Here is a 13,293-nt window from a genome sequence, read left to right as displayed (position 1 = left end):
GCTCCTCGATCCGGGGATGGACCTGACTCTGCGTCCGATGCGGTATCCGCACTTCTTCGACCGGTTCAAGGACGCGATCAAGAACACCTGGACCGTCGAGGAGGTCGATCTGCACTCCGACCTCGCCGACCTGGCGAAGCTGTCGCCGGCTGAGCGGCATCTGGTGAGCAGGCTGGTGGCGTTCTTCGCCACCGGCGACACCATCGTGGCGAACAACCTGGTGCTGAACCTGTATCAGCACATCAACTCGCCGGAAGGGCGGCTGTACCTCTCCCGGCAGCTGTTCGAGGAGGCGGTGCATGTCCAGTTCTATCTAAACCTCCTCGACACCTATGTCCCCAATGAGCAGGAGCGCTTCGAGGCGTTCGCGGCGGTGGAGAACATTCCGTCGATCGCGCGCAAGGCAGAGTTCTGTTTTAAGTGGATCGACTCGGTCTTCGAGCTTCGAGAGTTGCGGACCCGAGAAGATCGACGAGCGTTCCTGCTGAACCTGATCTGCTTCGCGGCCTGTATCGAAGGGCTCTTCTTCTATGGGGCCTTCGCCTACGTCTATTTCCTTCGCTCCCGGGGCATGCTGCACGGTCTGGCGTCCGGCACCAACTGGGTCTTCCGCGACGAGTCGATGCACATGGCCTTCGCCTTCGACGTGGTCGACACGGTACGGGCCGAGGAGCCGGACCTGTTCGACGACGAGCTGCGCCGCCGGGTGACCGAGATGCTGTCCGAGGCGGTGGAGTGCGAGGTCCAGTTCGCGGCGGACCTGCTCGAACAGGGAGTCTCCGGGCTGTCGTTGGCCGACATGCGGGAGTATCTCCAGCACGTGGCCGACCGGCGGTTGGCCGCCCTCGGCATCGAGCCGGTCTACGGCAGTGGAAACCCATTCGCCTTCATGGAGCTGCAGGACGTTCAGGAACTGTCCAACTTCTTCGAACGTCGGGTCTCGGCCTACCAGGTGGGCGTCACCGGGTCGGTCAGCTTCGACGACGATTTCTAGCCCGCAGAAGGCCAGGTCACAGCCGCCCCGGGCGCTCAGGACCCCCGGGGCGGCGCCCGGGGCGTTGTAGGATGGCTGACAGTGCTGGTTCGCCCCGGCTGTGACAGCGGGGCGTCGTAAGAGGGAACCCGGTGCAAATCCGGGACTGCCCCGCAGCGGTGAGCGGGAACGACCGCCGTCAGACGCACTGGGCCCCTGGGTCTGGGAAGCGACGGCCAGTAGGCGACCATCAGTGGTCACGCCCGCGAGTCCGAAGACCTGCCCGCACCGCGTGCACCAACCGGTGTGCGCCGCCGACGGCCTCTCGGGACGGCCAGGGCGGAAGCGCTGGTACCTCGCCGTACCCTCCTTCCCCCTCGCCTTCGTGAGGGTCCGCCGGGCACTTCGAGGGAAGGAACGGCTGTGAGCAACCCATTCGGCCAGAGCACCGTGCTCGGCTATCCGCGGATCGGCCCGAACCGCGAGCTGAAGCAGGCGGTCGAGGCATACTGGGCGGGCAGCATCGACGCCGACGCCTTGGAAAGGACAGGCGCGTCGCTGCGCGCCGACGTGTGGCAGGCGTTGGCCGCCGCTGGACTCGATTCGATCCCGTCGAACACATTCTCCTACTACGACCACATGCTCGACACCGCCGTCGCGGTCGGGGCGATCCCGGAACGCTTCCGCCGACTGGGCTTGTCCGACCTGGACACCTACTTTGCGATGGCCCGGGGCGTCGACGCCGAGCCGGCGTTGGAACTCACCAAGTGGTTCGCTACCAACTATCACTATCTGGTCCCGGAGATCGGCCCGGAGACGGTCTTCACCCCCGACCCCGCCAAAGCGCTGCGCGAGTACGCCGAAGCGGCCGCGCTGGAGATCCCGACCCGGCCGGCGCTGATCGGTCCGGCTACCTTCCTGCTCCTGGCCAAGCCGGCGGTGCCCGGGTCCAACCCGTTCGACCGGCTCGACGACCTGGTCGAGGTGTACGCAGAGATCCTGGCAGCGCTCGCCGACGCGGGCGTGGCGTGGGTGCAGCTCGACGAGCCGGGATACGTCGCCGACCGCAGCGCTGCCGAGATCGTGGCGCTGCACCGGGCTTACACCAGGCTCGCGGGTCTGTCCCGACGGCCGAAGATCTTCGTCGCGACCTACTTCGGGCAGCTCGACGATGCCCTACCGGCGTTGCTCGACACCTCGATCGAGGCGCTGGGCCTGGATCTGATCGCCGGGCGAGCCACAGTGGACCAACTCGCCGCCGCGGCACCCCGCCCGGGTACGACGATCGTGGCTGGCCTGGTCGACGGGCACAACGTGTGGCGTACCGACCTGCGGGCGGCGGCGGCGACCGCGGCCACGGTCGCCGCGATCGCCGACCAGGTCGCGGTCTCGACCTCGTGTTCGCTGCTGCACGTACCGGTGGATGTCTCGGCGGAGCAGGGCCTCGACCCGCAGCTGCGGGAGCGGTTGGCGTTCGCCCGGCAGAAGGTCGACGAGGTGGTGCAGCTCGGCCAAGCCCTGGCCGAGGGCGTGGGGCAGCTGCCGGCTCCGCTGCCACCGTCACCCGAGCAGTGGCGCAACGACGGGGTACGGGCCCGGCTGGCCACGCTGCAGCCGGCGGATCGGCAGCGCGGTGCCTACGCCGACCGGGCCGCAGCTCAGCAGGCGCGACTGCAGCTACCGCCGCTACCCACCACCACCATCGGCTCGTTCCCGCAGACGCCGGAGCTGCGGAAGGCTCGGGCTGCCCACCGGGCCGGCAAACTTGACGACGCCAGCTACGCCGAGCGGATGCGGGCCGAGATCGAGCAGGTGATCCGGCTGCAGGAGCGCCTGGGCCTGGATGTCCTGGTGCACGGCGAGCCGGAGCGCAACGACATGGTGCAGTACTTCGGCGAGCAGTTGGCCGGGTTCGCCGCTACCGAGCATGGCTGGGTGCAGTCGTACGGGTCGCGCTGTGTCCGGCCGCCGATCATCTACGGCGATGTGGCCCGGCCGGCGCCGATGACCGTCGAGTGGTCCAGCTTCGCCCAGTCGCTCACTGATCGGCCGGTCAAGGGCATGCTCACCGGGCCGGTCACGATCCTGGCCTGGTCGTTCGTGCGGACCGACCAGCCCCTCGCGGAGACCGCCGACCAGGTGGCGCTGGCGTTGCGGGACGAGTGCCGGGACCTTGCGGCGGCCGGCATCACGGTGATCCAGGTGGACGAGCCTGCGCTACGGGAGCTGCTACCGTTGCGCAGGTCTTCCCAGCCGGCGTACGTAGACTGGGCGGTATCGGCGTTCCGGTTGGCGACCAGCGGCGTCGATGACTCCGCCCAGATCCACACCCATCTGTGCTATTCGGAGTTCGGTGAGGTGATCCACGCGATCGACGCGCTGGACGCCGATGTCACCAGCATCGAGGCTTCCCGCTCGAAGATGGAGGTTCTCGACGATCTGGCGGCGATCGGGTACGCGCGGGGAGTCGGCCCCGGGGTGTGGGATATCCACTCCCCGAGGGTGCCCCCGCAGCAGGAGTTCGAGGCGGCGCTGCGGCTGGCGGTGGCGGCGGTTCCGGCGTCGCGGCTGTGGGTGAATCCTGACTGCGGGTTGAAGACTCGTCGCTACCCGGAGGTCGAAGCGTCGCTGCGGCGCCTGACCGCTGCCGCGGCTGCGGTGCGGAGCTAGGCGGCGACCTACAGCCGGGGCTGGCTCGCGATGTGTGCGTCGAGCATGCTCGCGAGCCTGCCCGCGGCCTCCCGTGCCTCAAGGTGGAGCCGGGCAACGTTCAACGTGCTGTCACCGAGCACCGCCAGCAGCGCCCGGTCGTTGATCGCGTAGACCGCGAAGTAGCCACGGTGGCTGCGAACGGTGGACTCCCGGAACGGGCCGTGCCGGAGCGCCAGGGCGGTCTGCCGTCCCAGGCCGAAGGTGGCGGCGGCGAGGGCGGCGAGATCGTGCGGTTCGGTGCCGTCGGCCAGGTCATGGAGGAGGAGCAGGCCGTCGACGCCGGTGATGACCGAGCCGACCACGCCATTGACCGCCTGCCGAAGCGCCGCGAGCTCGGTGTGCGGGCCGTTGGCGGCGGATGCCGCATCGTGGTGACCGGGCACGGTCGCCCTCCCTAAACCTCGATCGAGGCTTCGATCTGTCGTAGCAGGTGTCGGGCCAGCCCCAGGTTGGCGCGGGTGCGGTGTAGCGCGAGGTAGAGGAAGAGGCCGGACCCGCTGCGGGCGGAGAGTGGCCGGATCAGGTGGTACTGGGTGTCCAAAGTAATCAGAATGTCTTCGATGCCGTCGGACATCCGCAACATCTCAAGGGCCCGGATCTTCGCGCGGACGACATCGGTGTTGCCGGCGGCTGCTACCGACAGGTCCAGTTCGGCGGACCCACCGGCGACCCCCAGGGTCATGCCGCTGGTGTAGTCCACAATGGCAGCGCCGATGGCGCCCTCGATGCTCATCGCGTCCTTGAGGGCTGAGTCGATCGTAGTCATGCCAACACCCCTAGTCGTAACGCTGTGGTGGCTCGCCACAGCTCTCGGTGGCACGCCGTCGCCTGGTGCCCCGTGCACCTCGAAGGTTAGCGAGCCAACCGGGCTGCGGCATAGGCCGAGCATCGCGTTGCGTCGAGCCGATCGGGCGAGTCTCGGTTACTCCGCCGGGTTGGCCGGCTGCAGCCTGACGTGCCCCCGACGTGCCCCCCGCTAGTTGACCATGGGGTTTGGGGCAGAAATCAGCCCCGACCATGTACCTAGGTCCATGATCAACGCTGGGGGGAGAAGGTGCGGAGGCGCAGGCTGTTGCTGACCACGAAGACGCTGGAGAACGCCATCGCGGCGCCGGCGATCATCGGGTTGAGCAGGCCGAAGGCGGCCAGCGGGATGGCCGCGGTGTTGTAGGCGAACGCCCAGAAGAGGTTGCCCTTGATGGTGCCGAGGGTGCGGCGGGAGAGCCGGATGGCGTCGGCGGCGGCGCGGAGATCGCCGCGGACCAACGTCAAATCGGCGGCTTCGATCGCGACATCGGTGCCGGTGCCCATCGCCAGCCCGAGGTCGGCCTGGGCCAACGCCGGGGCGTCGTTGATCCCGTCGCCGACCATGGCGACGACCTTCCCCTCGGCCTGCAGCCGCCGGACCACGTCGGCCTTGTCGGTCGGCAGCACTTCGGCGATCACCTGCTCGATCCCCACCTCGGCGGCGATCTGCGTGGCCACGGTCTGGTTGTCGCCGGTGAGCAGCACCGGGGTGAGACCGAGCCGCCGGAGTTGGCTGACCGCCTCGGCGCTGGTGGGTTTGAGCTGGTCGGCGACGATCAGCAGACCCCGGGCGTGGCCGCCCCACCCGGCCACCACCACGGTCTTGCCCTCCGCCTGCGCCGCCTGCTTGGCGCGGCGTAGTTCGGCGTCGAGCGGGTGGGCTTCGTCGGCCAGGAGGGTGTCCCGGCCGACCAGCACGGGGGTTCCGTCGACCACGCCGCGTACCCCGTTGCCTTCGATGTTCTGGAACGACTCCGGGGTCGGCAGTGGACCGACCGCCGCGGCGGCGGCCTGCGCGACCGCCCGGGCGATCGGGTGTTCGGAGGCGGCCTCCAGCGCCCCGGCCAGCCGCAGCAGGTCGGTGCGGGAGGTGCCCTGGGCCGGGACCGCGTCGACCAGCGTCATCGCGCCGGTGGTGACCGTGCCGGTCTTGTCCAGCACCACCGTGTCGATCCGGCGGGTGGACTCCAGCACCTCCGGCCCTTTGATCAGGATGCCCAGTTGGGCGCCGCGGCCGGTGCCGACCAGCAGCGCGGTCGGGGTGGCGAGGCCGAGCGCGCACGGGCAGGCGATGATCAGGACGGCGACGGCGGCGGTGAACGCGGCGCTGATCGGGAAGCCGGCCCCGAGCCAGGCGCCCAACGCGGCGACCGCGATCGCGATGGCGATCGGCACGAAGACCGCCGAGATCCGGTCGGCTAGCCGCTGCACCTCGGCCTTGCCGGACTGCGCCTGCTCGACCAGCGTGGCCATCTGCGCCAGTTGCGTGTCGGCGCCGACCCGGGTGGCCCGGACCACCAGCCGGCCGCCGGCGTTGACGGTCGCCCCGGTGACCGGGTCGCCTTCGCCCACCTCGACCGGCACCGACTCGCCGGTGAGCATCGAGGTGTCGACCGCCGAGGTGCCGGAGACGATCACGCCGTCGGTGGCGATCTTCTCGCCGGGGCGGACGACGAAGGCGTCGCCGACCGCGAGCTCCGCCACGTCGACCCGGTGTTCGACGCCGTCCCGCAGCACCGCGACCTCTTTGGCGCCGAGCTCCAGCAGGGCCCGAAGGGCGGCGCCGGCCTGCCGTTTCGAACGCTTCTCGAAGTAGCGGCCGGCGAGGACGAACGCGATCACCCCGGCGGCGACCTCCAGGTAGATGTGGCCGAGGCCGTCGCTGCGGGAGATAGTCAGCGAGAACGGGTGGACGACACCGGGTTCGCCGGCGGTTCCGAAGAACAGCGCGACGATCGACCAGAGCAGCGCGGCGGTGGTGCCGACCGAGATGAGTGTGTCCATGGTGGCGGCGCCGTGCCGGAGGTTCGCCCAGGCAGCGCGGTGGAATGGCCAACCGGCCCAGACCACGACCGGGGCGGCGAGTACTAGGGAGGCGAACCCCCAGTAGTCGAACTGGAACGCCGGCACCATCGCCATGGCGATCACCGGCACCGCCAGCGCGGCGGCCCAGGTGAGGCGGTACCGGAGCGTCCGCAGCTCGGCCTCTTCGGCCGACTCGCCGCCGCCTGCCGCAGCGCCGTCGCTGGTTTCGGCGCCGGTCCGGGGCGGGGGAGGCAGCGTGGCGGTGTAGCCGAGCTGCTCGACCACCGAGATCAGCTGCTGCGGGTCCAGGTCGGCCGGCCCGGTGACGCTCGCCTTCTCGGTGGCGTAGTTGACGCTGGCGCGTACCCCGTCGAGCTTGTTGAGTTTCTTCTCGATCCGCATGGCGCACGAGGCGCAGGTCATGCCGCCGACCCGCAGGTCGACGTGGGCGTTGCCCGGGTCGGCGCCGGGGCTGCGTTCGGTCGCAGGGCTGCTCATCGGTGGCTCCTCTGGCTGACGCGGCGGGTCACGGGGCGTCGACGACGAAGTGGGCGGTGTGGACCTCACCGTCGACCTGGAAGTCGAGGTAGAGCAGGTACCGGCCGGGGGTGGGCGCGGTCGCCTCGAAGACGATCTCTGGTCCGCCGGTGTGATCGTGGTCGGATGTGTGACCGCCGGCCGCGGTGTGGTCGTCGTGGTGCGGGTGGACGTGTAGGTAGCCGAGGTCGCCCTGGCGTAGCGCGACCAGGTGGCCGTAGGCCCCCAGGTACGGCTCAAGGTCGGTGACCGGGGCGCCGTCGCGGGTCACCGTCGCGGTGAGCGTGGCCGGGCCGCCGGCGGTGAGGGCACCGTCGAGGTCGATCTCGAAGCCTCCGACGGTGTCGGTGGCTGCTTCGCCGGCAGCTGGGTCGGGGGTCACCTCGCCGGCGACCTGCAGGGTGCTGGAGAGAGTCAGGTTCTCGCCGGTGGCGGCGGGCACGAAGTCGGCGAAGACCCGGTAGGCGCCGGCCGCCTCCCACCGCCACGGGATGTGCCACTCGCCGGCGGCGTCCCGTGCCGGGTGGACGTGCTGGAAGTGGGCCCCGTCCTGCCGTACCACGATCAGGTGCAGCTCCTGCTCGTGGGCGGTCTCGAAGTCGGTGACGGGTTGGTCGTCGGGGCCGAGCACGGTCAACGAGAGCGCGCCGTCCTGGTCGGTCGCGACGGGCGCGGTCAGTTCGGCGAGGCGGTAGCCGTCGTGCGCCATCGCCAGGCCGAGCCCGCCGCCCGCGGTAGCGGTCGCGGCTGGCGGGTGGGCAGCCGCGGACTGGTCTGCTCCGGGAGCGTGGTGGTCGTCGGTCTCGGCGGTCCAGTCTCGTACGGTCTCGGCCGGCACCACGGCGCCGGCGGTGATGAACGCCACCGCGAAGACCGCCGCCAGTAGCCCGCCGTACCAACCGAGTCGGGTAAGCACCCGCATCTGCTCGCTCCTCCACCAGAGTCGCCGTGGGCATATACCCCCGAGGGGTAGGTGCAAGCGTACACGGGCGGGGGCGAGGCGCACCGGAATGGCCGCCGCGGTCACCCGCCAGCGGGCAGAGTTCTCACCTCGGTTACCTCCGGCAGCTGCTCCCACCAGCGGGCGTACCGGCGGTACGCGGTGGGGTCCCGCTCGGCGAGCAGGGCCAGCAGCGACGCCGCCTCGGCCGCGAGCGCTTCCCAGTGGGCGGGCGCCAGCGCGGTGAAGGCGGTCACCTCCACCCCCAGCTGATCCCCGGCCGGCACCGTGCGCCACACCCCGGCGACCTGCCCGTCGACCAGCACGGTGGGTAGGACGTCGCCGTTGTTGCGGATCACCACCCGGCGCAGCCGTTCCGGGAGGATCCGGCTCCGATCGTGGTAGGCGAGCAGGGTGCTGTCCCACATCGGCAACAGCCGCGGCGGCGCCGGCTGCTCGGCCGGGGGTAGCGCGCCCGCCGGCAGCTCAGCTGCCGGCAGGTCGAAGAGCTCGGCGCCGGCCGGGCCGGAGTATCGGACCAGCCCGTCGCCGAGCCCGGTCAGCGCCGCCCGCGCCCGGCGCCGCGGCACCAGCGCGAACTGTGCCACGTCGGCGACGCTCGCCGGCCCGAAGCCGGCCAGGTAGCGCCGGGCCAAGGTCTGCAGCGCGGCATCGGACTCGGCCACGTCGTACGGCCGGGGTGGTCGGCTCCCGGCGGCGACGAAGGTCGGGCGGTGGCCGAACGACCAGGGCCCGCCGTTGGGATGGTGGCGCACCGGAGCGTAGTGGCGCAGCGCCCACCACGCCCACTGCGCCGGTGGGCCGAGCCGTTGCTCCACCCAGGTCTGCGCCTGGTCGTTGGTGTGCGGCGTGGCCAGCTGCGCCACCAGGTCGGGGACGAGCGCGTCGGCGTCGGCCGCCGCCAGCCCGGTCTCGACGTACCGCCGGTCGCCGAGCCGGGCGGCGCGCAGCGTCGGCTGCATCGCCGTATGCAGCGGCGGGTAGTCCTCGGCGTGGACCAGGTGCAGGGTGATCCGCATCAGCGTCGCCTTGACCAGCCGGGCGTCGGTGATGGCGGCGTCGAGCTCGGCCGGGTCGAAGCCGCGCAGCCGGGTCCAGAGCGCGAGGTACGGCGAGGCGGGCGCCTGGGCCTGGATGGCGGCGATCCGTCGGACCGCCTCGACCGGGTGGAGGTCGTGCCGCTCAAGCAGCAGTTGCCGGGCGAGCGTGGCCCGGTTGAGCTGGCCGGCGGTGAGGTGAGGCTGCATGGTGGTCATCGGGCGGGATTCTACGAGTCGGCACTGTCAATCTCGGTCGGCCGCGTCCCCGGATTCGGTCGGCCTGGATCGGGAACCCTCGATGAGGGTGGCCAGCCCGTCCAGCACCCGCGCCAGCCCGAACCGGTAGGCGTGCTCTGGTTGGTAGGCGGCGCCGTGCGCCGCACCGGCGGCGGTGCCCACCCGGGTGGCGAGCGGATAGCGCGCCGCGTCGACGTACTGGTCGAGCAGCGGCCCCGCGGTCTGCCACCACTCATCCTCGTAGGCCCCGCCCGGTGAGGTCACACCGTCGGCGGGCGCGGCGTTCGCCCGGACGAAGTCCAGCAGGTAGGTGAGGCAGTCGTCCATGGTCACCTCGTCGAGACCGAGCCCGTCGAAGGCGGCCAGCTCGTGCTCGTACTTGGCGATCGACCCTGGGCCGAGCGGTGGGCGCCGGGTCGAGATGGTGGCCGCCCACGGGTGGGTCGCGAACAGCGCCCGGTTCTCGTCGGCGACGGTGGCCACCCGGTGGCGCCACGGTCGGCCGGTGGTGTCGGTGCGGGGTAGCTGCGTGTACGCCGCGTCCAGCATCAGGTCGAGCAGCTCGGCCTTGCCGGGCACGTAGGTGTAGAGGGTCATCGGCACCACTCCGAGCGCCCGCGCCACCTCGCGCATGGTGAGGGCGGCGAGTCCGCGTTCGTGGGCGATCGCGGTGGCGGCGGCGATCACGTCGTCGAGCTGCAGCGACCGGCGGGGGCCGCGGCGGGAGATCACCGCCGGGTCACGCCAGAGCAGGGCCAAGGTACGCGCCGGGTCGCCGGCGCTGGTCGAGATAGCGGTCACAGCCTCATTCTGGCAGAGCTTACTTGTACTCCGTATAATGTACGGCGTACAAGTAAGCTCGAGATGAGGTATCAGATGAAGATCAGCGGCTCAGCGGTCTCGCTCAACGTCGACGACGTCCCCGCCGCCAGCGGCTTCCTGGCTCGGCACTTCGGCTTCCGGGAGGTGATGGCGGCCGACGGGTTCGCCTCGCTGACCCGCGACGACGCCGGGATGAACGTGGTCTTCCTGCGGCGTGGCCTGGCCAGCCTGCCGGCGGACCAGCGCGACGACCACGCGAGCGGGCTCATCCTGGCCTTCGAGGTCGACGATCTGGAGGGCGAGCTGGCCCGGCTCCAGGAAGAAGGGGTCACCATCACCATGCCGCTCACCGCCGAGGAGTGGGGAGAGCGGGCCTTCCAGGTCCGCGACCCGAACGGGGTGATCGTCCAGCTCGTCGACTGGCAGGGCCCGACGGGTTAGCTCGGGTCGGCGGCGGGCGGCCGACTGGCCGCCCGCCGGTCCCACCACGCTGGCGCCAGCGCCAGCAGCATCAGCGCACCGGTGAGCAGGAACCCCCAGGAGTAGCCGGTGTAGACCACCAGCAGGCCGAAGACGATCGCGCCGAGCCCCATCGCCGCGTCGTACGCCAGGTTCCACACCGCCCCCACCATCGCGTACCCGGCGGGTGGCACCCGCCGGAACATCGACGCCAGGCTGGCGTTCTGGATCGCCCCGAAGCCGCCACCGAAGAGCGCCATCGCCAGCAGCAGCGCCACTGGCTGGTCGACCAGCACCAGCAGCAGGATGCCGCCGGCGGTCGCGAGCAGCGCCGGCAGCATCAGCCGCGCCGGGCCGTGGCGGTCGCCGTACCAGCCCGCCCACCACCGGGTCGCGGCGAGCGTCACCGCCTGCACCAACAGCGCCAGCGCGGCGAGCCGGCCAGACCCGCCCACCGCCAGCGGGATAAAGGTGACCACCACCCCGGCCGCCATCGCGGTGGCCGCGAAGACCACGGCGGGGCGGCGCATCTCGGGCATCCGCAGCCCCCGGCGGATGCCCACGCGGGGGGCGTCCGGGCTGACCCGGCCCGGCAGCCCGGGCGCCGCGGCGAGCCCGAGCAACGAGGCGACCGCGCCCGCCACGAAGACCACCGGGTAGCCGATCAGGTCCACCAGAAAGACCCCGAACGGCAGGAACAGCACTCCCGGGACGCTCATCACCAGCCCCAGCAGGCCCAGCCCCTCACCCCGGCGCTCAGCTGGCACCAGCTGCGCCACCAGGGTGCTGCCGAGTACGACCACAAACCCGAAGCCGATGCCGCGCAGCGCGCTCACCGCGATCACCACGGCCGGGTCGGCGGCGACCGGCAGGGCGAAGGCCGGCGCCCCCAGCAGGACCAGTCCGACGGCGAAGACGAGCCGGGCGCCGAACCGGACCAGCAGTCGCGGCGTCACCAGCTCGGCGGCGACCGTCGCCAGCAGCAGCGCGCCGGTTACCGCCCCGGCCGCCGACTCGCCGCCGCCGGTAGCTGTCGCGTAGAGCGGTGCCACCGAGAGCAGCAGGAAGAAGCTGACCATCCCCCCGGAGGTGGCGCCGAAGACCGCGAAGAGGGTGGGGGTGAGCAGCCGCGGTCGGGTGGCCTGGGGATCAGCCATTCTTCACTCCTTTCATGACAAACCGCCATCATTCTGACCGGCTCCCGTTTCTCGTTCCGGTTCAACGTCCCGAGCAGGCGTTGATGGCCAACCGAGCCGGCGCCTCCTCCCGGTCGTCTTCACGGTCACCATCCAACATGCGCCGCGTTCGACCAGGTAGGCGACGTGGGTCATAGCAGTCCTGCTACCGCGCGACAGCGCTCGCCCACCGGCCCGACTTGGCATCACCCAGTTGACGACTTCGCCGGGACCCTGGCCGACTACCCCGCTGACCTGCCTACACAGGTTTGAGGCGGCCCTGGTCAACTCCAGCGTTAGGAGCCAACCGCCCGATACTTCATGAATCGGCTCGGTGGATGCCGGCCAAGCCGGGGCCGCAGCAGTATCCTTCCCACACCGCGGTTTGTTGCGTTGACAATGACTTTTGAATGGTTCTCTTTGGGCGAAAGGGGCAGTAAGTCTTATGCCTCAAAAACCGGTATGTTCGCCATAATTCAATAGTTGTCTATGAATAGTCGATCCGTCCCATACCAGATCCTGCTTATTGGATGGTCGCTTCTGCATATGGGATAGTTCCCAGTCATCTCCGTGCAGGCCACGGGGCTGGCTTCCGCTGACGCCTCAGGTGACGCCGCAGGCCTGCTCGCCGACCGGCGTGCTATCAGCCAGGATTCATCAGGGGGCCACTTGCGGGCTGTGCCTGGGTGGTGTGTGATGTGGGCATCGATCAACTGAACCTCGGCGACCGGAACCCGAGGGAAGCGTGGTCGTGTGCTAGGAGGCCGATGATGTCAAAGCCGCACACCCCGCATTGGGCTGGTAGTGGGGATTTGCAGATATTGGTGGCGGTGGGTGATGAGCTGATTCGGTGTGGGGTTAGCCAGTTGTTGTCGGGCTTGTCGATGGTTGGTTCGGTGGTGGAGTGTTCGGGGGTGGAGGGGGCGGTTTCGTTGTTGGGGGTGCGGGATTTTGATGTGGTGTTGGTGTCGGTGAGTGGTGGGGTGGAGGGGGTTGGTGAGGTTGTGGGGGTGGCGGGTGAGCGGGGTGCGTCGTCGTTGTTGTTGTTGCGGTCTGCGGAGGATGGGTTGACGTCGGAGTGGTGTGGTCTGGGTGCGGATGGGTTTTTGTTGGAGGCGGGTTTGAGTCGTGCGGTGTTGTTGGAGGCTTTGCAGAAGTTGCGGCAGGGGGATATGCCGATGCCGGGGGTTTTGGCGCGGCGGATGCTTGATGAGCTGCACGGTCGGGGCCGCGGTCAGAGTCGGGAGGGTTCGTCTTTTTTGTTGACGCCGCGGGAGCGGCAGGCATTGGTGTTGTTGGCGGAGGGGTTGAGTAATAAGCAAATCGCTCGCCGGTTGGGGATTTCCGAGCACGGGGCGAAGCGGCATGTGGGGAATGTGCTGGCGAAGCTTAATTGTCCGAATCGGACGGTTGCGGTGGCGGTGGCGTTGCATCATGGCTTGCTGGCGGATGGGGAGAAGGATGCGCCGACGAGTTCGTCGGTGGTGGGTGAGCGGCGTCGGTTGGCGTCGCGGTCGAATGTTCGCCGTCGCACGATGTGAGGAG

11 protein-coding genes and 1 riboswitch are annotated in these 13,293 nt (G+C 70.1%); of the genes, 4 read left to right on the top strand and 7 right to left on the bottom strand.

The window, feature by feature from the left end:
* Positions 1-16: 16 nt before the first annotated feature.
* Both JQS43_RS21185 and metE read left to right on the top strand, forming a co-directional pair.
* Positions 17-994, top strand: coding sequence for a ribonucleotide-diphosphate reductase subunit beta (locus JQS43_RS21185; protein WP_239679523.1), 978 nt, complete (start codon positions 17-19; stop codon positions 992-994).
* A gap of 68 nt (positions 995-1,062) precedes the next feature.
* Positions 1,063-1,274, top strand: a riboswitch (cobalamin riboswitch).
* 122 nt (positions 1,275-1,396) lie between these two features.
* On the top strand, positions 1,397-3,643 hold the full coding sequence (metE, locus tag JQS43_RS21180; protein WP_239676128.1) for a 5-methyltetrahydropteroyltriglutamate--homocysteine S-methyltransferase: 2,247 nt from the start codon (positions 1,397-1,399) through the stop codon (positions 3,641-3,643).
* A gap of 8 nt (positions 3,644-3,651) precedes the next feature.
* On the opposite strand, the gene JQS43_RS21175 is transcribed toward metE, so the two are convergent.
* The 6 genes from JQS43_RS21175 to JQS43_RS21150 all read right to left on the bottom strand — a co-directional run bounded on the left by JQS43_RS21175 (position 3,652) and on the right by JQS43_RS21150 (position 10,093).
* Entirely contained in the window at positions 3,652-4,068 is a 417-nt protein-coding gene (locus JQS43_RS21175; protein ID WP_239676127.1) for a roadblock/LC7 domain-containing protein, read from the bottom strand.
* An 11-nt stretch (positions 4,069-4,079) separates the two neighbouring features.
* Positions 4,080-4,451 carry a hypothetical protein gene (locus tag JQS43_RS21170; protein ID WP_239676126.1) on the bottom strand — a complete coding sequence of 124 codons (372 nt, stop codon included), beginning with the start codon at positions 4,449-4,451 and terminating at the stop codon, positions 4,080-4,082.
* 269 nt (positions 4,452-4,720) lie between these two features.
* Complete coding sequence (locus tag JQS43_RS21165; protein WP_239676125.1) at positions 4,721-7,015, bottom strand: heavy metal translocating P-type ATPase; 2,295 nt, start codon at positions 7,013-7,015, stop codon at positions 4,721-4,723.
* 28 nt (positions 7,016-7,043) lie between these two features.
* Positions 7,044-7,976 carry a hypothetical protein gene (locus JQS43_RS21160; RefSeq protein ID WP_239676124.1) on the bottom strand — a complete coding sequence of 311 codons (933 nt, stop codon included), beginning with the start codon at positions 7,974-7,976 and terminating at the stop codon, positions 7,044-7,046.
* 101 nt (positions 7,977-8,077) lie between these two features.
* Positions 8,078-9,271, bottom strand: a complete 1,194-nt coding sequence (locus JQS43_RS21155; RefSeq protein WP_239676123.1) for a winged helix DNA-binding domain-containing protein — start codon at positions 9,269-9,271, stop codon at positions 8,078-8,080.
* Between the two features lie 27 nt (positions 9,272-9,298).
* The gene (locus JQS43_RS21150; protein ID WP_239676122.1) at positions 9,299-10,093 is read right to left on the bottom strand and encodes a TetR/AcrR family transcriptional regulator; all 795 of its coding nucleotides are present in this window, start codon (positions 10,091-10,093) and stop codon (positions 9,299-9,301) included.
* A 75-nt stretch (positions 10,094-10,168) separates the two neighbouring features.
* Between JQS43_RS21150 and JQS43_RS21145 the strand changes: the two genes are divergently transcribed.
* Positions 10,169-10,555 carry a VOC family protein gene (locus tag JQS43_RS21145; protein WP_239676121.1) on the top strand — a complete coding sequence of 129 codons (387 nt, stop codon included), beginning with the start codon at positions 10,169-10,171 and terminating at the stop codon, positions 10,553-10,555.
* Here JQS43_RS21145 and JQS43_RS21140 read toward each other — a convergent pair.
* The gene (locus JQS43_RS21140; protein ID WP_239676120.1) at positions 10,552-11,730 is read right to left on the bottom strand and encodes an MFS transporter; all 1,179 of its coding nucleotides are present in this window, start codon (positions 11,728-11,730) and stop codon (positions 10,552-10,554) included. The two genes, JQS43_RS21145 and JQS43_RS21140, sit on opposite strands and share 4 nt — an antisense overlap.
* Positions 11,731-12,518: 788 nt before the next feature.
* Here JQS43_RS21140 and JQS43_RS26125 point away from each other — a divergent pair.
* A complete protein-coding gene (locus JQS43_RS26125; protein ID WP_275580946.1) occupies positions 12,519-13,289 on the top strand; it encodes a helix-turn-helix transcriptional regulator in 771 nt (256 codons plus the stop codon).
* The last annotated feature ends 4 nt before the right edge of the window (positions 13,290-13,293 follow it).

The sequence above is a fragment of the Natronosporangium hydrolyticum genome (genome assembly GCF_016925615.1).
GTDB classification, from domain to species: Bacteria; Actinomycetota; Actinomycetes; order Mycobacteriales; family Micromonosporaceae; genus Natronosporangium; species Natronosporangium hydrolyticum.
The sequence above is the reverse complement of the archived record's forward strand: the minus strand, read 5'-3'. Positions and strand labels throughout refer to the sequence as shown.